General features: G+C 60.9%; 15 protein-coding genes and 1 pseudogene. 6 read left to right on the forward strand and 10 right to left on the reverse strand.

What is annotated here, in order from left to right:
• Nucleotides 1-12: 12 nt before the first annotated feature.
• From HALTADL_RS03980 to gap, 4 genes are all read right to left on the reverse strand, one after another.
• Nucleotides 13-516 carry a metallophosphoesterase gene (locus tag HALTADL_RS03980; RefSeq protein ID WP_089672814.1) on the reverse strand — a complete coding sequence of 168 codons (504 nt, stop codon included), beginning with the start codon at nt 514-516 and terminating at the stop codon, nt 13-15.
• Between the two features lie 57 nt (nt 517-573).
• Complete coding sequence (locus HALTADL_RS03985; RefSeq protein ID WP_089672815.1) at nt 574-966, reverse strand: hypothetical protein; 393 nt, start codon at nt 964-966, stop codon at nt 574-576.
• Between the two features lie 72 nt (nt 967-1,038).
• Complete coding sequence (locus HALTADL_RS03990) at nt 1,039-2,259, reverse strand: phosphoglycerate kinase (RefSeq protein WP_089672816.1); 1,221 nt, start codon at nt 2,257-2,259, stop codon at nt 1,039-1,041.
• A 79-nt stretch (nt 2,260-2,338) separates the two neighbouring features.
• Nucleotides 2,339-3,391 carry a type I glyceraldehyde-3-phosphate dehydrogenase gene (gene gap, locus HALTADL_RS03995; protein WP_089672817.1) on the reverse strand — a complete coding sequence of 351 codons (1,053 nt, stop codon included), beginning with the start codon at nt 3,389-3,391 and terminating at the stop codon, nt 2,339-2,341.
• 162 nt (nt 3,392-3,553) lie between these two features.
• Here gap and HALTADL_RS04000 point away from each other — a divergent pair, with 162 nt between their 5' ends.
• On the forward strand, nt 3,554-3,922 hold the full coding sequence (locus HALTADL_RS04000; RefSeq protein ID WP_089672818.1) for an Hsp20/alpha crystallin family protein: 369 nt from the start codon (nt 3,554-3,556) through the stop codon (nt 3,920-3,922).
• A gap of 247 nt (nt 3,923-4,169) precedes the next feature.
• On the opposite strand, the gene serS is transcribed toward HALTADL_RS04000, so the two are convergent.
• A complete protein-coding gene (gene serS, locus HALTADL_RS04005; protein WP_089672819.1) occupies nt 4,170-5,552 on the reverse strand; it encodes a serine--tRNA ligase in 1,383 nt (460 codons plus the stop codon).
• A gap of 69 nt (nt 5,553-5,621) precedes the next feature.
• Nucleotides 5,622-6,950, reverse strand: a complete 1,329-nt coding sequence (locus HALTADL_RS04010; RefSeq protein ID WP_089672820.1) for a dihydroorotase — start codon at nt 6,948-6,950, stop codon at nt 5,622-5,624.
• A 161-nt stretch (nt 6,951-7,111) separates the two neighbouring features.
• On the opposite strand from HALTADL_RS04010, the gene HALTADL_RS04015 reads away from it, so the two are divergent.
• On the forward strand, nt 7,112-7,318 hold the full coding sequence (locus HALTADL_RS04015; RefSeq protein WP_089672821.1) for a PLDc N-terminal domain-containing protein: 207 nt from the start codon (nt 7,112-7,114) through the stop codon (nt 7,316-7,318).
• On the opposite strand, the gene HALTADL_RS04020 is transcribed toward HALTADL_RS04015, so the two are convergent.
• Nucleotides 7,315-8,037, reverse strand: coding sequence for a lipoate--protein ligase family protein (locus HALTADL_RS04020; RefSeq protein ID WP_089672829.1), 723 nt, complete (start codon nt 8,035-8,037; stop codon nt 7,315-7,317). The two genes, HALTADL_RS04015 and HALTADL_RS04020, sit on opposite strands and share 4 nt — an antisense overlap.
• Nucleotides 8,038-8,179: 142 nt before the next feature.
• On the opposite strand from HALTADL_RS04020, the gene HALTADL_RS04025 reads away from it, so the two are divergent.
• Nucleotides 8,180-9,283: an aminopeptidase gene (locus HALTADL_RS04025; protein ID WP_089672822.1), complete on the forward strand. Its 1,104-nt coding sequence runs from the start codon at nt 8,180-8,182 to the stop codon at nt 9,281-9,283.
• A 57-nt stretch (nt 9,284-9,340) separates the two neighbouring features.
• Here the strand turns inward: HALTADL_RS04025 and citZ are convergent, their stop codons facing one another.
• Both citZ and HALTADL_RS04035 read right to left on the reverse strand, forming a co-directional pair.
• Nucleotides 9,341-10,477, reverse strand: a complete 1,137-nt coding sequence (gene citZ, locus HALTADL_RS04030) for a citrate synthase (protein ID WP_089672823.1) — start codon at nt 10,475-10,477, stop codon at nt 9,341-9,343.
• Between the two features lie 175 nt (nt 10,478-10,652).
• On the reverse strand, nt 10,653-12,500 hold the full coding sequence (locus HALTADL_RS04035) for a PINc/VapC family ATPase (RefSeq protein WP_089672824.1): 1,848 nt from the start codon (nt 12,498-12,500) through the stop codon (nt 10,653-10,655).
• A 167-nt stretch (nt 12,501-12,667) separates the two neighbouring features.
• Here HALTADL_RS04035 and HALTADL_RS04040 point away from each other — a divergent pair, with 167 nt between their 5' ends.
• From HALTADL_RS04040 to HALTADL_RS04050, 3 genes are all read left to right on the forward strand, one after another.
• Complete coding sequence (locus HALTADL_RS04040; protein ID WP_089672825.1) at nt 12,668-13,765, forward strand: M20 family metallopeptidase; 1,098 nt, start codon at nt 12,668-12,670, stop codon at nt 13,763-13,765.
• Nucleotides 13,766-13,843: 78 nt separating this feature from the next.
• Nucleotides 13,844-15,244, forward strand: coding sequence for a carboxypeptidase M32 (locus HALTADL_RS04045; protein ID WP_100190867.1), 1,401 nt, complete (start codon nt 13,844-13,846; stop codon nt 15,242-15,244).
• The gene (locus HALTADL_RS04050; RefSeq protein ID WP_015911568.1) at nt 15,207-16,145 is read left to right on the forward strand and encodes a transposase; all 939 of its coding nucleotides are present in this window, start codon (nt 15,207-15,209) and stop codon (nt 16,143-16,145) included. The genes HALTADL_RS04045 and HALTADL_RS04050 overlap by 38 nt, the downstream gene beginning before the upstream one ends.
• A 21-nt stretch (nt 16,146-16,166) precedes the next feature.
• Here HALTADL_RS04050 and HALTADL_RS17610 read toward each other — a convergent pair.
• Nucleotides 16,167-18,578 (reverse strand): annotated as a pseudogene (locus tag HALTADL_RS17610) (ATPase, T2SS/T4P/T4SS family); the annotation flags it as partial.
• Between the last annotated feature and the right edge of the window lie 88 nt (nt 18,579-18,666).

Raw genomic sequence — 18,666 nt, forward strand, 5'->3', positions numbered from 1 at the left:
CCTGACGACCAACTACCCCAGTTTGTGGTGCGTGATCGCGTCGACACCCGACTGCTCGGTGTCAAGCGTAGCGACGTAAAACGCGTCGTCAGCACCGGGAATCGGCAGCCCACCGGGATTGACGCGGACAGTCCCATTGCGGCTTTCGATAGCTCGCTCGTGGGTGTGGCCGTGGAACACGTAGTCGTACTCGCCGCTGTCGACCAGTGCTTCTCGGAGCAGTTTGTTGGTGCCGTGATAGACAGCGATGGAGACCCCATCGACGGTGAACTGGCCGCACTCGCCGAGATACGTGCCGAACTCGTCGACCACGTTTGACAGTGCCCATTCGCCATCATTGTTCCCGCGAACGGCGTAGAACTCGAAGGAATCGGAGTCAAAGGGGGTCGCCGAAAACGGGGCGACGATGTCGCCGCAGTGGATAACGCGGTCGACGTCTTCGGATTCGAAAAACGAGACGGCTTGGTCGACGTGATCGAGATTGTCGTGGGTATCGGAGACGATGCCGAGTTGCATATCACAGCGGTCGTCTGCAAGCCCTAAGAAACCCATCCGTGCTGTCGGGCGGTCGAATCACTCGAACGCATCCGGCGTCGTCCAGCCGGAGACCGTCCGCTCCCGGGCGAGGAACGCCCCGAAATACAGGATCGTTGCCAGCAACATCCCGGTCACAGTGTCGTTGAAGAGCGTGTACAGACCGGGGGCCAGCAATGCAATCAGGAACGTTCCGAGAAAGACACTCAAGATGAGGAGGCCACGCCCGCTGGTCCCGATACGGTGGAACCACTCCTCGATTCTCTCGGTCGCAAGTGCGGCAGTCGACAAGAAGAACGCGATAGCGACCGTTGGCACCGAATCGATATCGGCAATCATGTTCGGGAGGAGTGTTCCTGCGGCGAGAACGATCATCAGTAGTTCGCTCCACGTCGGGGGCCGGTTCGGAAAGTACGGGTCGACGAGGGCCATGCGTAACCAGTCAGCCTACTGAACAAAGAAGGTGTGTCATCCACAGGCGGAAACGCACCGTCGACCGGGCGACTACTGAGCGGCGTCGATCAGCAGTTCGATACCCGGCAGATCGTCGCCGGTCAGTGCGCGGATGTACGCGCCGCCAGCAATCGAGACGTGGTCGAAGGCATTCTCATCCATCCCGTACATCTCGATGGACCGTGAGGTGTCGCCACCGCCGATCACCGAGAAGCAGTCGGTTTCGGCGATGGCTTTGACCGCACCGACCGTCCCGGCCGCGAACTTCTCGTCCTCGAAGACGCCAAGTGCGCCCTTCAGGAAGACGGCATCCGAATCCCGAATGATCGGATCGTATTTGTCGACGGTCTCCTCGGAGATGTCCATGTAGTCGTAGTCGGCGGCGTTGAGCTCCTCGTTGTCGTGTTCGGCGCGCTCGTCGTTATCATCCTCGTAGGCCAGCCCTTCGGGGAGTTTGATCTGATCGCGGCGCTCTTCGTACAGCTCCTGAATGATCTCCTTGTTGTTCTCCCACTGGGTGTCGTAGAGATCCAAGTTCTCGTGGCGGTCGTAGCCGATATCGTAGCCTGCGGCTCGCAGGAACAGATGGCTCGCAATGCCACCCAGACAGAAGGTGTCGATCTTGTCGCCGAGCGTGTTCATCACGCCGATCACGTCGGTGGCTTTGGTGCCGCCGACGACCATCGTGACCTGCCCGTCGAACTCCCGGTTCGCAATCGCGGTGTTGGCCTCGTATTCGGTTTCCATCACGCGGCCAGCAAAGGCTGGCAGCACGAGCGGGAAGCCGACGAGCGAGGCGTGTTTCCGGTGGGCCGCCGAGTAGGCGTCGTTGATGTAGGCGTCGAAATGCGGGGCAAGCGTCTGGACGAACTCGGTTTCGGCTTTGACTTCGGGGTCTTCCTCGGGGAGTTCGTCGTCGCTCATCCGGGTGTTTTCGAGCAGCAGGACCTCGCCGGATTCGAGCGCGTCGATGGCATCGAGAGCCTTCTCGCCGTAGATGTCGTCGACGAACTGGACGTCACGGCCGATGTGGCCCGCCATGATCTCGGCGTGCTGGTCGAGCGAGACGAACGTGTCGTTGCCGGGTCGGCCTTGGTGGGCCATCAGGACGACGCGGTGGCCGGCCTCGGCGAGTTCTTTGATCGTTTTGGCATGGCGGCTAAAGCGGCGATTGTCCTGGACTGCGCCGTCTTCGACGGGGGAGTTGAGGTCGAGACGGACGAGGACGCGCTGTTCGGCTTCGAGATCGTCAATCGTGTTGAAAGATGTCATGGGTCTGTCGTACGGGGTATGTTCGGGGGGATTCAAAAAGCGCTGCAACGGGCCATCAAAGATGGTGTGGGTGGACGCGTTAGGCTTCGTCGACGATGTACGCGGCGACGTCGAGCATCCGGTTCGAGAAGCCATACTCGTTGTCGTACCACGTGAGGATCTTCACGAGGCCGCCGTCGCCGACGACGTTCGTCGAGTTGAGGTCGGCGTACGAGGAGAACGGCAGGCCAACGATGTCCGAGGAGACGACCTCGTCGTCGGTGTAACCGAGCACGCCAGCGAGTGGGCCGCTGTCGGCGGCATCGCGGAAGGCGTCGTTGACGTCGTCGGCGGTCACGTTGGCTTCGAGGTCGACGACCAGCTCGGTGATCGAGCCGTTCGGGATCGGGACACGGATCGCCATCCCGTCGATCTTGCCTTCGAGCTGTGGCAGGATCTCGGTGGAGGCCTGTGCGGCACCCGTCGAGGTCGGAACGATGTTCTCGGCGGCCGCGCGACCACGGCGCTGTTTCGCTTTCGGTGCGTCGATGAGTGTCTGACTACCTGTGTAGGCGTGGATGGTTGTCAGCGTCGCCGTGTTGATGCCGAACTCGTCGTCGAGCACCTTTGCGACCGGCGTGACGCTGTTGGTCGTACAGGAGGCGTTGGAGACGATGTCCTCGCCCTCGTACTCGTCGTGGTTGACGCCGTAAACCATCGTTTTGACCGGTTTGTCACCTTTCGGCGGTGCCGAGATGACGACCTTGTCAGCACCGGCTTCGAGGTGGAGACTCGCCTCGTCTTTGGTGCGGAAAATGCCCGTACACTCGAAGGCGACGTCGACGTCGAGGTCGCCCCACGGAAGCTCGCTGGGGCTTTTGACGTTGTACAGCGGAACCGAGCTACCGGCGATGGAGAGCTGATCCTCTTCGAGTTCGAGACCGTCGAGTCGACCCATGATGGTGTCGTACTTGCCGAGGTACTCCATGTCCTCGAAGTCCATCACGTCGTTGATTCCCGCGAGTTCGAGTCGCGGATTGTCCATGATTGCTCGGAAGACACTCCGACCGATTCGGCCGAATCCGTTCAGTCCGATACGAATTACGTCGTCTTCGTCGACCTCCTCACCTGCATCCAGATAGGATTTACTCATAACCGAATGAGTGTACTACAGGCACTTAAAATAGCCTGAAAGCAATTCACGAAAAACACGACATACAGAAGGTTAGAACCGATTGTAGGCAAGATATGTGATTTCTATGGGTCGACCCGCCCGGACAGAAACCTTTTGAGCCATCCTCACATACGGCGAGGTATGAGACGAGACGACCGCGACGACCCGTTCGGCGACATCTTCGACGAGATCGAGCGCATGATGCAGGGCATGACTGGCGGGATGGACGACGCGGGGTTCAGCACGGAAACACATATCGACGTCTACGAGGAAGACGACCTCGTCCGGCTCGTCGCGGATCTGCCGGGCATCGACAAAGACGAACTCAGCCTTCAGTGTGACGGCAAAACGCTCACGATCAGTGCCGCCAGCGACCGCAGAGAGTACGACGAACGCGTCCGCCTCCCGGTCGGCGTCGACGAACACTCCGCCGAGGCCACGTTCAACAACGGCGTGCTGAACGTCACCTTCGAACGCGCCGACGACACTGCCGCCATCGACGTCGAGTAGTCCCGCCCCTCCCGCGCGACACAACTACCCTACCCTGATCGTCTCCCTGTTCTCGCTGTCAGCGTTCCATCCGATGAACACAGTCTCAAACGGTCCATCGCGACAGAGAGTCGCGTCACTCCGAGAGAGATACCTATCAAGCAACACGCACTGGGCGCTTGTCGACGGTGCTGCAAACCGAGTGGATGACGGCAATCTGCCGGTGAAAAAAGAGTCGACTAACCGTAGTAGCCAGTTCCTACTAGCTCTATTCGTCGTTTGGCCCGTCACCGACCGCAGTTTCACCGACCGACGCATGGCCCTCGATCAACTCTTGGCCACCCATGTACGGACGGAGCGCCTCGGGAATAGTTACCGTGCCGTCGTCGTTTTGGTAGTACTCCAGAATGGCGACCATCACACGCGGCACCGCAACCCCCGAGCCGTTGAGCGTGTGGAGGTAGTCGGCGGACTCGTGTTGCTCGGGCCGGTACTGGATTCCCGCCCGGCGGGCCTGAAACTCCCGGAAGTTCGAGACCGACGAGACCTCCAGCCACCGGCCACCCTCCGCGGGACCGTCTTCCATATCGTCGCCGGGTGCCCAGATTTCGATATCGTACTTTTTGGCCTGTGTGAAGCCGAGATCACCGGTACACATCTCTAGGATTCGGTAGGGAAGTCCGAGTCGGTCGAGAACAGATTCGGCCTCCGAAACCAGTCCCTCGAACCGGTCGTCGCTTTCGTCGGGTCGAACGAAGTTGACGAGTTCGACCTTGTTGAACTGGTGAACACGGACGATGCCGCGGGTTTCGGTGCCGTGTTCGCCCGCTTCTTGCCGGAAGTTCGGCGAGTAGGCCTGATATTTGAGCGGGAGATCGTCGTCCAGCAGGATCTCATCGCGGTGGAGGTTCGTCACTGGTACTTCGGCGGTCGGCAGGAGCCAGAGATCGTCGTCAGAGTAGGGCTGTTCGTTGTCGCCCTCCAGTCGGTAGGCGTCCTCGGTAAACTTGGGGAACTGGCCGGTGCCGCGCATCGAGGCGCTGTTGACTGGGATCGGCGGGAAGACGTCCATATACTCCTGCTCGCGGTGGACGTCCAGCATGAACTGAATGAGGGCATGTTCCAGCCTCGCGCCGTCGCCTTTCAAAAAGTAGAAGCCGCCGCCGGAGACTTTTGCACCGCGAGTGAAATCCAGGATTTCGAGTTCTTCACCCAAATCGTAGTGGGGCGTCACCTCGTCGGGGATCTCACGGAGGTCGTCGAACCCTTCGCGTCGACGCTCGACGTTGTCGTCTTCGTCGGCTCCCACGGGCACCGAGTCGTCGGGCAGCTGCGGGAGGGTCAGCAGTGCGGCTTCGAGTTCGGCCTCCAACTCGTCGGCACGGGACTCGATCTCCTGCAGTTCTTCCTTCAACTCAGTCGACCGCTCGATTGCGTCTTGGGCGGCTTCCTCGTCGCCATCCTGTTTGAGCTGGCCGATTGTTCGCGATACCTCGTTGCGTTCGTGTCGGAGATCATCGCCCTCGCTTTTCAGCGAGCGCCACTCCTCGTCGATGTCGAGAATCCGGTCGAGATCCACGTCGACGCCTTTCGTCTCTAGGGCAGCACGGACGGCGTCGGGGTTCTCCCGGACGAACTGTCTACTCAGCATTGCAGATGGGTTTTCCCGGCTCTCAGAAAACCGTGTCGGGTCTGCGTTGCGAGCGGTGAGGCTACCGGTTCAGACGCGGACGTTCCGACCATCAGTCTCGCCAAACTGTTCGGCGTCACTGCTCCGGTCTGCGTTCTCACCGGGTGTCCGCTCGTAGGCGACCTCTCCACGAAGCAGCGTGAGTTCGGGAAAGACACCGAGTCGACCCTCAAAGGGAGTCCAGTCACAGTTCGTATGCGTGTCTGCACCGCGAATCTCGCGGGCCTCGTCGGGGTCAACGAGCACCAGATCGGCGTCGTAGCCCTCCTCAATCCGACCCTTCGAATCGAGATCGAAGATCTCAGCTGGATTGTGTGCGACGAGCTCTTCGACGCGCTCGTAGCTCAACTCACCCTGCCGAGCCGATTCAAGAAGGAGCGGGACCATCGTTTCAACACCGGGAACCCCGCTAGGGGCCTCCCAAAGACTGGTTTCTTTCTCTTCGCGTGTGTGTGGCGCGTGGTCGGTGGCGATCATGTCGACCGTCCCATCTGCGACACGCTCAAAGACTGCTTTCCGTCGTTTTTCACTCCGGAGTGGTGGGTTCATTCGGCCGTAGGTCCCGAGGTCAGCGAGATCGTCCCGAGAGAGATACAGATGGTGTGGACAGACCTCGCAGGTCGCCCCACCCTCCACTGCAGCATCGATCCCCTCCGGCGTCGAGGTGTGAGCGATATGGATCGTGCCACCCGCTTCCTGACCAACCTCGGTCGCCCGTTCAACCGCAGCTTTCTCGGCCTCGGCGGTCCGGTAGGCACTCCATAACTCGGCGTTGGCCTCGCGGCCCACCCCGCCAGCGTCGGCCTCGCGGGTCGACTCGTCGAACAGTGTCTCGTCTTCAGCATGGACCGTCACCGTCAGGTCGACGTCGGCAGCCGCCTCGACAGCATCGGCAAACAGGTCGAGCGAGACGCCCATATCGCCGGTCGAATCCGCCAGAAAAACCTCGCCGAGCGCACAGATCGGCTGCTCGAACAGTGAGTCGGGGTCCCAGTCGCCGGTCACCCCACCGTTGATCCCGTAGTCGACGCGTGCGTGGCTCGCATACTCGGCTTTGGCATCGAAGTTGGCCGCCGAAGTCGTCGGTGGATTCGTGTTTGGCATGTCAACAACAGTTGTCACCCCACCAGCGGCTGCGCTTTTGGTGGCCGTGCCCCACGTCTCTTTGTGCGAGTACCCCGGCTCCCGAAAATGAACGTGGGCATCGATTGCGCCCGGCAGCAGGAGTTTGCCATCGGCGTCGATCACGGTTTCGTCCGGCTCAGCGGCGAGGTCCGCGTCGACCGTCTCAATCTGCTCTCCCGAGATGCGAACGTCGACGGTGCGACCGTCGGCGAGTTCGGCGGTAGTAATCAACATATCCTGCCATGAGATGGGGATGGTCCTAAGTGTCGTGGGTTTGGGTGGACAACTGATCGAACGTTCCAAGAATGACAGTCATGCTACCGATCCAGCGACACGAGCCTATAACAGCGTTTCAGTACCGGAATCGATTTACCAGATAAACCAGTCTACAAACTGTGATTGTTACAGCTTTGTTACAGGGTGCTTCGGCCCCGAATGTGGTTGGGGTGTTGACGCTTCTCATCCAGATTGCGTTGGTTCTCTGGACGTACACGGACGCCCAAAAGAACAGTAGCCATCCCGCCTTTCTCTGGGCATTTGTCGTGTTCCTCTCGTCGGTGCTCGGCATCATCGCCTACCTCATTCTCGGCCGCAACGCCTAGTTACCCTGCGTCTCGGTCGTTCCTGCGTGACTGACCGTTGGAGACCGAGTGCCGACCAGCGCCGTTTCGACCGCCTCTGCGATCACTCCGGGATCGTCCGGGCCACCAGCAGTCGACACGCTCCCGACCGAGTCGGGATCAAACGGGATGTCAAGCTTGCGGTAAACGGGGCCTAACACGGCACTCAGTTCGGATTCGTCTGCTTCAGCAACCGTGAGACAGCCAGCGATGAGTGCTGCTCCCGACTGGACGCGCTGGGCGACGCCGGCAACTTTGCCAACTGGCTCACCCCCGTCGACACTGCTCACCGAGTGGCTTCCCGGACAATATGCGTTGGCTGGCTCGCCCCGCGTTACGTCGGCTCCGAGATCGGACAGCACGTCGACGAGTAGCTGGCTGGTCTCGCTGTAGCGGTCGCACATCCCCTGTCGAATATCATCGATTGGAACTGCGTGGGCAATCGCCAGCGTCCGGCCGGTGTAGGCGACCGCACGGCCGCCGACGCGCCGGTCGACGGCGTGGTAGCCACGAGCTTCGGCCGCCTCTGTGGCGGCGTCGTAGCCATCAGCATGGCTATCGCGTCGACCGAAGGCAACCTGCCGGTGTGGTCGCCAGACCCGGACGGCAGGAACACCGGTCTCGGCTGTCTGTGTGAGCAGATTGGCAGTTACGGCTCGATCAGCCGCCGGATCGTCGGCTCGACCACGATACACCCGAATATCCATACCGAAAGCTGGGTCCCCGGCGGCTAAGCGGTTCCGCTGTCCATTGGCTGAGTTTGGTCAACCGGTTTCCCCCGTCGACTGCTTTTATTTCGACTGTCGGCTGACATTTAAGCGGTCCGGGGTCAGTGGTTCTGTTATGGACCCACGCGTACACGAGCATGCCGAGATTCTCGTCGACTGGAGTGCCCGCATCGAAGCCGGTGACAACGTTGTACTGAGTGTTGCCGAAGGCGCACACGATCTCGCGGTGGCAGTCGCCGAAGCCGTCGGCGAGCGCGGCGCGAACCTCGTGGCAACCTACGATTCCGAGGAACTCGCCCGGGCGTATCTCCGGGGTCACGATGGCGAGTTCGATTCGAATCCAGCCCACGAACTGGCGCTCGTGGAGAACGCCGACGTCTATCTCCGGCTCGGCGGTGGCCGCAACACGACTGCGACCGCCGACGTTCCAAGTCCCACACGGCAGGCCTATCGCCGCGCCCGCACCGAGATCCGTGAGGCCCGAATGGATACCGACTGGGTGTCGACGGTCCATCCCACCCGGTCGCTGGCCCAACAGGCCGGCATGTCGTTCGAGGCCTACCAAGAGTTCGTCTACGACGCCATTCTCCGCGACTGGGAGTCGCTGGCCGAGGAGATGGCCCAGCTCAAAACAGTCCTCGATGAGGGAAGCGAGGTCCACATCGAGAAAAGCGAGACCGATCTGTGGCTCTCCATCGAGAATCGAACCGCAGTCAACAGCGCTGCGTCGGTTGTCTATGATTCCCATAACCTCCCGTCAGGCGAGGTTTTCACCGCTCCCGCGGATGCAGAGGGCACCGTCTTTTTCGATATTCCAATGACGGTCGACGCTACCCGGCTTCGGGATGTCCAGCTCACATTTGAGTCCGGTGAGGTCGTCGACTATACAGCCGAGCAGGGCGAGGCGGTGCTCCGAGAGATCCTCGAAACCGACGCAGGTGCGCGTCGACTCGGCGAACTCGGAATCGGGATGAACCGCGGCATCGACCGTGTTACGGATAACATACTGTTCGACGAAAAGATGGGCGAGACGGTCCATCTCGCGGTAGGCAGAGCCTACGATGCCTGTCTCCCAGAGGGCGAGTCCGGCAATCAGTCGGCGGTCCACACTGACCTCATCACCGATATGAGCGAGGAGTCGACGCTCTCGGTCGACGGTGAGGTAATCCAGCGGGATGGAACGTTCCGGTGGGAGAGTGGCTTCGCTGGGGGAACCTGAACAATAAAAAAGCAGTAAACGCGGGCTACCGAGCGATGGGCGAGTGTTTGGCGTCGCCTATCGCTCGTCAAGCGGGACGAACTCGGCGTCTTCGGGACCGGTGTACTTCGCTCGTGGACGGATCAATCGATTATCCTCCCACTGTTCGAGGATGTGGGCGATCCAGCCGCCGACGCGGGAGACCGCGAAGATCGGCGTAAAGAGATCAATCGGGATCCCCATCTGGTAGTAGGTCGTCGCCGAGTAGAAGTCGACGTTCGGTGCGAGACCTTTCTCCTCGGCGATATACTCCTCGATGGCGACCGACATCTCGTACCATTTGGTGTCGCCAGCGGCCTCACCGAGTTCCTCGCTTTTCTCGCCGAGGATGTTCGCACGCGGATCTTTGACGTTGTAGACACGGTGGCCGAAGCCAGCGATCCGCTCGCCGCGGTCGATGGCGTCGACAACCCAGTCGACGGGGTCCATCTGGGAGTCGTCGATCTCTTGGAGCATCTTCATCACGTTGGCGTTCGCGCCGCCATGCAAACTGCCCGACAGCGTGCCGATAGCCGAGGTAACGGAACTGTGGAGATCCGCCAGCGTCGAGGCGGTGACCATCCCCGAAAACGTTGAGGCGTTGAGCCCGTGGTCGGCGTGCAGCACCAGTGCCATATCGAAGGTATCCGCGAGCACGTCGTCGGGCTCCTCGTCGTTGAGCATGTAGAGGAAGTTCGCGGCATGGTCCAGATCGTCGCGTGGCTCGACGGGCTCCTTGCCGTTGCGGATACGGTTGAACGCCGCGAGCGCGGTCGGCATCTTGGCGGTGATGCGTCGACTCTTGCGGTCGTTGGCCGCGGCGTTCGTGACGTCCGCATCCGCGTCGGGGTCGTAGGCGGCCAGCGCGGAGGTGATTGTCCGGATCGCGGCCATCGGCTCCTCGTCGGCTTCGGCGAGGTTGCGGACGATTTCGAGCACGCCATCGCTGAGTTGGCGGGCCGCGACCATCTCCTCGGCGAACGACGCCAACTGCTCGCTGTCGGGCAACTCGCCGTGCCAGAGCAGATACAGCGTCTCTTCGTAGCTGGCCTGTCGGGCGAGTTCCTCGATAGGGTAGCCGCGGTAGATCAGCCGTCCGATATCGCCATCGATGTAGCTCAGGTCGGACTCGGTGACCACCACGCCCTCAAGCCCACGCTTCAGCTCAGTAGACATACCTCAACGTTTTTGTTTGCCTCAAAAAAGCGTTATCGTTTAGGAAGCAACCGGTGTGTTTCGACAGTGTCGGGGTTCTGTATTCCAAAACTGTACGTCTCTCTTTTTATTGTGTGTGCCTCTAAGAAATTGTAACCGTCATAATTGACGGACTGAGACGCCCAAAAACTGCTTTTTAGGCCGTCGAAACCGTGATCTGCTGTTTGCGGTCGATTGCGTCTTCCAACTCTTCGGCGATGGCTGAGCCACGCGAAATCTGAATATCTCCACCGCGACCCACCGTTGCGGTGAACAGATACTCGTTGTCGGCCTGCACCTCGACAGTTTCGCCGACGTGTTCGTCGAGGCGAATCACGACGTGGCGGGCGGTGATCTCCGGCTGGACCACCTCGCCCGCGGGCTGAAGTTCTTCGCCGCCCGAGCCACTCGGCTTAGGGGAGCCGGGTCGTTCGTCGAGCGTCCGCACGTCGATATCGATCCCGAGTCGGTCCTCGATGTCGGTGATCCGACCGCCGCCTTTGCCGATCACATACGAGATGTCGTCCTCTTCGACGTAGACCACTGCGTTGTTCTGGCCTTTGAGGTCGACCGCCACGTGGCCGCGCGCAACGGAGCGAATCTCGCGTTCGATCTCCTGTTTGGCGATCCGGTCGACGCCGGTATCCTGACTCTCGCCGTCTTTGAGTGGCACCGTGACCACCTGTCGGTTGAATGTATAGATCTCGTAGGCCGGGGTGCCGGTCTCGAAGTCCGAAATCTGGATCACGGGCCGGGCAAGGTCTTCGGCCGTCAGCCCCTCGGGGACCTTGACCTCGGTCGTCACGTCGTAGACGGTGTGGACCTCACCGGCCTCGATGTAGACGACGGTGTCGACGACCTGTGGGATCATCCCCAGCTCGACGCGGCCGACGAGTCGCTGGAGGGCGTCGATGGCCCGTGTCGCGTGAACGACACCGACCATCCCGACGCCTGCCAGTCGCATATCCGCAAACACGCTGAAGTCCTCGGTTTTCCGGACCTCGTCGTAGATCGTGTAATCTGGCCGAACGAGTAGGAGTGAGTCGGCAGTTTTGGCCATGTCGCCCGCGAGAGCGGTGTACTGGGTGATCTCCGGGCCGACCTGGAGGTCCCGTGGTTTCTCCATCGTTTTGACCGCGTAGTCGTTGTCGTTGAGGAATTCTGCTACTGCCTGGGCGAACGTCGACTTCCCGGCTCCGGGAGCCCCCGAGATCAGGACGCCGCGCTGGCGTTCGAGCAGCCGATCCCTGAGGTCGTCGGCGAACTCGTAGTCGTCGAGTGTGGTTTTGACGATGGGTCGAACGGCCGTGATTTCGATTCCGTCGGCGAACGGTGGTCGAGCGACGGCGATCCGGTAGTCTTGGTACTGGACAATCGTCATCCCCGGCTCGCTCAGTTCGACGAACCCCTCGCGGCTGGTCCGGGCCAGCGCCTCGATATCGTCGGCCCACTCGTCCATCTGCTCGTCGGAGGTGACCGTTTCGTCGATAGTTTTGTAGCTCATCCCGCTGAGCGCGCCGCGTTTGGCCTTTGGCTTGGTGTCGGTCTTGAGGTGGACGCTCATCGTTTCGTCGTCGAAGAACTGCGCGATTGGGAGATCCTGGTCGCTCTGGACTTCGGGTTCGACGTACTCGACGCTGAGTCCTTTGGCCTTGGCGACCTCCGACTGGACAATATCGCTCGACAGCAGCGTTGCCTCGTGGTCCTCGGCGACGTCCCGGATGATGGCGTCGACATCGCCCTCGCTCGCGCCAGCCTGTTCGGAGCCGCTGGCGCGTCGACCGACGTATTCGAGTTCGATTGTCCCCTCGTCAGCAAAGCCAGTGAGTTTCTGGAGCTCTTCGAGCCCGTTCCAGCCGCTGTCGTAGCCCGCGTTCGCCTGTGATTCGAGTTCACCGACGACAGCCTCCGGGACCAGTACGGTGGCCTCCTTGTAACTGCCGTCTGCAATTCGCTCGGACACGCGACCATCGATGACCGCGCTCGTGTCCGGCACTAATTTCATGTTGCTCAGTAGTCGGGGGGCACTGATAAGGGTGATGCGATTCCGGAACGCAGTATACTGACACTCAGGTACGCGAGTCGACGGCTGTCGTACTCCGGTCGACTGATACGCCCACCGAGAAAGATCGACCGCACGGGACTTTTGGACACCGGGCGAAATGGATCGGTATGAGCCACCACAACGTTCGAAAACTAACTGAGACGCTAGTGTCGATTCCAAGCCACGACGATCCGACGACTGTCGGCGACCGAATCGAGAGCTGGCTCCGAAAAGAGACCGACGCAACAGTCACCCGTGACGAGGTGGGCAACGTTATCGCGCGGCGAACCGTTGAGGGATCGTCCGACGACTCGCTGGCACTGGTCGGCCACCACGACGTGGTGCCACCGGCCGACTCCCAAGTCGACGCTGACGGCAACTACGTCCTCGACCAGCGCAAGGGTCGCCTCTACGGTCGTGGCACCGCAGATATGAAAGGCCCACTGGCGGCGGCGATGGTCGCCTTCCGGGATGCCGAGCCCGTGGTCGACCTCGTATTTGCGAGTTTCGTCGGCGAGGAACAGGGCGGCATCGGCGCACAAGCAGCCATCGAAGAAGGATTTTCGCCCACGTGGGCGGTGGTCACTGAGGGGTCGACGGGCTACTCGGCTCCGGGTGTGACCGACGTGGCAGTCGCTCATAAGGGGCGGCGCGGGAGTACGATTCGCGCGACGGGAACGGCTGGCCACGCCAGTCGACCCGCCGACGCCGAAAACGCGATCTATCGGGCCTGTGATGCGGTCGACCTCATTCGGTCCCTAGAGGCTCCCGAAACGACGGTGCTCGGTGCCGAACTGAGCGGGAGCGTCGCCGTCACCGAAATCGAGGGTGGCTCGGCGTGGAACGTGATTCCCGACGGCTGCTCAGTGACTGTCGACGAACGTACCGTCCCGGGCGAGCGAGTCGACCTTGCGCAGGCCGAGGAAATCGAAGGCATCGAGTGGGAGGTCGATCAGGACCTGCCGCCGATGGCCTGTGATGATCCCGCGTTTGCCGACCGCGTGCTGGCGGCGGCGGCCGACACCCAGTCGGGCGAACCACAGCAGGTTGCCAAACCCCACGCCACCGACGCGGGCTGGCTCGCTGCGGCCGGGACCGACTGCGTGGTCTGCGGCGCGGCCGAACCGGGTGAGGCCCACACCGCAACTGAGAGCGTCTCGCTTGAGGTGGTCGACCGGTGTTACGATATCTACCGGATAGTCGCTGAGTTGCCGGTGGGTAACTAACGCCAACAGACTGCTTCCAGCAGTCACGGAGACCGCCGCCAGCAGTGCGTTGATACGTCCGCACGCGAATGGTGGGATATGGCAACAGAGGCGAGCGCAGTCGACACGCCGGAAGCGTATGCAGACCTCCTCAACGAAATCGAACAGGTCAACGCTATCGAGAGCGCCAGCGAGATTCTCTCGTGGGACCAGCAGGTGATGATGCCCGAAGGTGGGACCCCCGCCCGCTCGAAACAGCTGTCGACTCTTTCGTCGCTCTCTCACGAATTGCTTGTCGACGGGCCTGTTGGCGACCTGCTCGACCAACTCGAAGACGAGTCGCTGACCGACGATCAAGAAGCAGTCGTCCGTGAAGTGCGTCGACAGTACGTTCGCGCCGAGCGCGTCCCCAGCGAACTGGTCGAGGAAATCTCCGAAGCCACCTCGGAGGCCCTCGGCGCGTGGGAGTCGGCCCGCGAAAACGACGACTTCGAGGAGTTTGCACCACATTTGAGACGGCTGGTCGATCTCAAACGCCAGTATGCCGAACATATCGACTCGGAAGCCGACCCCTACGCCGTGTTATTCGCCGACTACGAGCCGTGGCTACCCCTTTCGCAGGCCGAGTCGATCCTTGATGAACTCCGCGAAACGCTGGTTCCGCTCATTGAGGATATCCGGGCCTCCGAGGTCGATCTCGCGACCGATGCCTTCGAGGGAACCTACGACACCGACACCCAAGAGGACCTTTCCCGAGAGGTGCTGGAACTGCTGAACTACGACTTCGGCCGCGGTCGACTCGACGTCTCGACCCACCCATTTACCTCCGGCAATCAGTTCGACTGCCGGGTGACGACGCGGTTCGACGAACGCGATCCGATTGGCGCGCTGACGTCGACGATCCACGAGTTCGGCCACGCCTACTACACCCTCGGTCTGCCCGACGAGGCGTTCGGAACGCCGCTTGGTGACCACCGGAATCTTTCGGTCCACGAATCCCAATCGCGGCTCTGGGAGAACCATATCGGTCGATCCGAGGCGTTCTGGGACCTGCTTCTCCCGAAGTTCAAAGACGCGTTCCCAGAGGCCGACGATCTCTCTTCCCGGGCGGCCTACGAGGCGGCTAATCAGGTGTACGATGAGAACTTCATTCGCGTCGAGGCCGACGAACTCACCTACCATCTCCACATTATCGTCCGGTTCGAGATCGAACGCGAACTCATCAGCGGGGATCTCGCGGTCGACGCGGTCCCCGAGCGGTGGAACGAACTCTACGAGGAGTATCTCGGCATCACCCCGCCGTCGGACGCGATGGGCTGCCTGCAGGACATCCACTGGAGCCACGGCAGTTTCGAGGGTGTCATAGAAAGCGTCACACACGAAGACGCAGGATGTTGGAACTGTGTCTACGAGCGCCAGCATCCTGCAAGAGGAGACTTCTATCGACGAGTTCTTCAATGTAATGGCGACCGAGACGCTCGCGTTGTTCGAGCATCTTGAGTTCGACTTTCTCGAAGAATTCGATGTGTTCGCCCCCGCTCGCCGGGGGCGAACACGAGATCATCACCCACCAGCACTCTTCCGAGCGTTCCTGCACTGCTACTACAAGAACGTCTACGGCATCCGTCCAGTCACGCGAGAACTCCAGAACACGGTCGTCTGGCTCAGCTGTGGCTTCGATCGACCGCCGTCGAGAGACGCGGTCGATCGCTTCCTCACCGACCTCGAACACGTCGTCGACGAGGTCTTCGACCGCCTCGTCGAGCAGGCCGCCTGCCGCGGCCTGCTCGACTTGACCTACTCCATCGATTCCACCGACGTGAGGACGATGCCCGCCGACCAAGACGCGTCGAAAGGCTACGATCCAACCGCCGAAGAGTACTACCACGGCTACGGCTGTACGATCGTCTCGACCGGGCAAAAGATCCCGATTGCCGCGGAGTTCACCGAGAGCAAGCAAGCGCCAGAGGAGACGGCGATGCGCGTCACGTGTGACGCGCTCGCCGTCGAGAAACCGATCTGGATGCTTGGAGACAGCGCCTACGACACGCTCGGCTGGCACGACCACCTGCTGGCCGCAGGGGTCGTGCCAGTCGCTCCGTACAACGCACGAAACACCGACGATCCGAAAGACATCGAGTACAGGGTCGAAGCCCGCATCGACGAACACAGCGAGGACGTTCAGCTGAAGCAATCGACGCTAGACGAGACGTACAACCGCCGGAGTGGAGTCGAACGAACCAACGACGCCGTCAAGGACTGCGGCCTCGGGCACGTTCGCGCCCGAGGCCGCGTCCACGCACGAGCACAAGTGTTCCTCGCGCTGTGCCTTCGTCTCGTTATTGCGATCACCAACGACGAACGCGGAGACAATCCAGGAAGCACCGTCATCACGCTATGAGAACTATTCTATGACACCCTCATCCTGAACGTTGATCTCGTCGTTCTCGGCGTCGTAATGGTTGATCTCGGTCAGCGACTTGTTCCGCCGGACCTTCTTGCCCTTGACGCGGGTTGAGGTCTGGATCGAAACGAGATCCAGCGCCGAGAACATCGTCTTCGAGACGTTGATCGGCTGGGTCGTAAACCGCTTGAGCACCTCGCCCACCGAATCGGCGTGGAACGTGGTGTAGGTGGTGTGACCGGTCGACATGACCTGGAACAGCGTCCGGCCCTCTTCGCCACGGATCTCGCCCATCACGATGTAGTCGGGCCGCTGGCGGAGGGCGGCCTCCAGCAGGTCGAACTCGTCGATGTCGCCCTTGTCGCCCTCGGTGAACGAGGGCCGGGTGACCGAGGCGATCCAGTTGCGCTGTGGGAGTTCGACCTCGCGGGTGTCCTCGATGGAGACAATCTTCGTGTTCGATGGGATAAACAGCGACACCGCATTGAGCGAGGTCGTCTTCCCCGAGGCCGTCCCGCCAGCGAAGATGAGGGATTTGTCGTTCTCGATGGCCAACCACAAAAAGGCCATCTCGTTGAGCGAGAACGTCTTCCAGTTGATGAGGTCGATTGGCGTAAAGGGGACCTCCTTGAACTGCCGGATCGTGTAGTTGGTCCCGTGATCCGAGACTTCCTTGCCGAGCGTCAACTGAGCACGGGAGCCATCGGGGAGCGTGGCGTCGACCTGCGGACTGCGTTTGGAGACACCCTTCCCAGAGCGCTGGGCGAGTTTGACGACGAAGTCGTCGAGTTCGCTCTCGCCGTGAACGACGTTGGTGATGATCTGCTCGTAGCCCGAATGGTAGACGAAGACCGGTGAGTTGTAACCGTCACAGGAAATATCCTCGACGTTGATGTCGTGTTTGATCGGGTCGATCCGCTCGTAGCCGAGGAAGTCCCGCTGGAGGTAGTAGAGCAGTTTTTCGACCTGGTATTCGGTCAGCGTCTCGGCGTTCTCCGCAAGCACGACTGGCTCCGGCCGGGCAGAGATCCCGTTGAGTTCCTGATCAGTCGACACTGTCTCGGTGTCCGTCTCCAGATCGAAGCCGAAACTCGCCAAGAACTCCCCCAACTCGCTGTCGGGATCGGGATCGAGTCTGTACTCGTCGGGATCGAGCCGGTCGGGGACGAGTCGCTGGTGGAGCGGTGGTCGGTCGTCCCCGTCGGTCGAGGAGTCCCGCGAGTCGAGATACTCGCCGTAGCGGGTGCCTGCGGCTCTCGTGGTCGACTCGGTGTCGTCGTCTTCCAACTCGTCGAACATCGCTTCGAGCTGTGCGGCAGGCTCCTCGAATCGCTCGACGAGACCTTCGAATCGCTCGACGAGACCTTCGAATCGCTCGATGAGAGCGTTTGTGTAGCCGGCGAACTTCGGCGGGAGTGCGGCCAGCTGCTCGCTCAGCGTCGACTCGGTGGCGGTGTCGTACAGATCGTAGCGGGCCAACAGTCGGTAGGTTTCGGCCTCGATAACCTCCCGCCGAGCGTCACTGTCTGTGGCTTCGGAACCCTGATCGCCGTACTTGATCGCTGTTCTGAGCTTGCCGGTGAGATAGGTCGCGATCTCTTCTTCGATTTCGTTTCGGTAGGGTTCGACAACGTAGTATTTGGTCTCGTTTTCCTTCGTCGACCGGAAAATGATCACAAAGGAGTAGGGCTCGTTGACCCAGTAGCGTTCGATCTCGGTGAAGTGGGTCTTTTTTGCCATCGGCACTGCCTTTTCGAGATCGTAGCGGTTGGCCAGTGTCGTCGCCCCCTCGTCGGTCGTGAAAAAGTCGTCCTCGTCGATCTCGTTGTGGATGTCGACGGTGCGTTCCGCGACGAGGTCGGCCAACTGCTCGGCGGTGTCGGCCCCGCCAGCGAGCATCGAATCGAGGGAGTTCGGATCAAATTCCAGTGCCTCGCCCCTATCAAAAGGAATGAGAGCGCTCTCGGCCGTCCGGGGTCGACTGCCGTCGGGTTCGTAGTAGTACTGCCGCTTGTGGTGTTCCCACAGCCACGTATCTTTGACGACGGGTGTCGTCTCGGGATTGCAGAATTCCTCAAAAAATCTATTTAAATGGACGACGCGGTCGACGGCCGTCTCGATGGCCGTCTCAAAGGCCAGCGGATGCATCCCCGCCAGCGCCTCGATATCCATGCCGAGAGCCTCGATTCGCTCCCAGTCGGCTTCGGACGGGGGAGCCGTTGAGGACTGCGATTCCGTCGACAGCTTCCCGGCGGCTCCGGATGGTCCGTATTCGTCTACATACTCTGCCCATGTGTACTCACCAACGGTCGCAGCGTCGGTGGTGTCTGACGACGCCTGAGCGGTCGACTCATCATCGACTTGAGTAGTCTCTTCAGAGACATTTTCGGCATCGTCAACTGCCATACGCGTCGTAACTTCTGTTTGCATATATAGTTCTGGGGAGTAGTATCAGACATGATAACTAACGGCAGCTGTTCTAAATACGGAAGCGGAAGTAGTAGATTCCGATACCGAC

The sequence above is a fragment of the Halohasta litchfieldiae genome (assembly GCF_002788215.1).
GTDB classification, from domain to species: Archaea; Halobacteriota; Halobacteria; order Halobacteriales; family Haloferacaceae; genus Halohasta; species Halohasta litchfieldiae.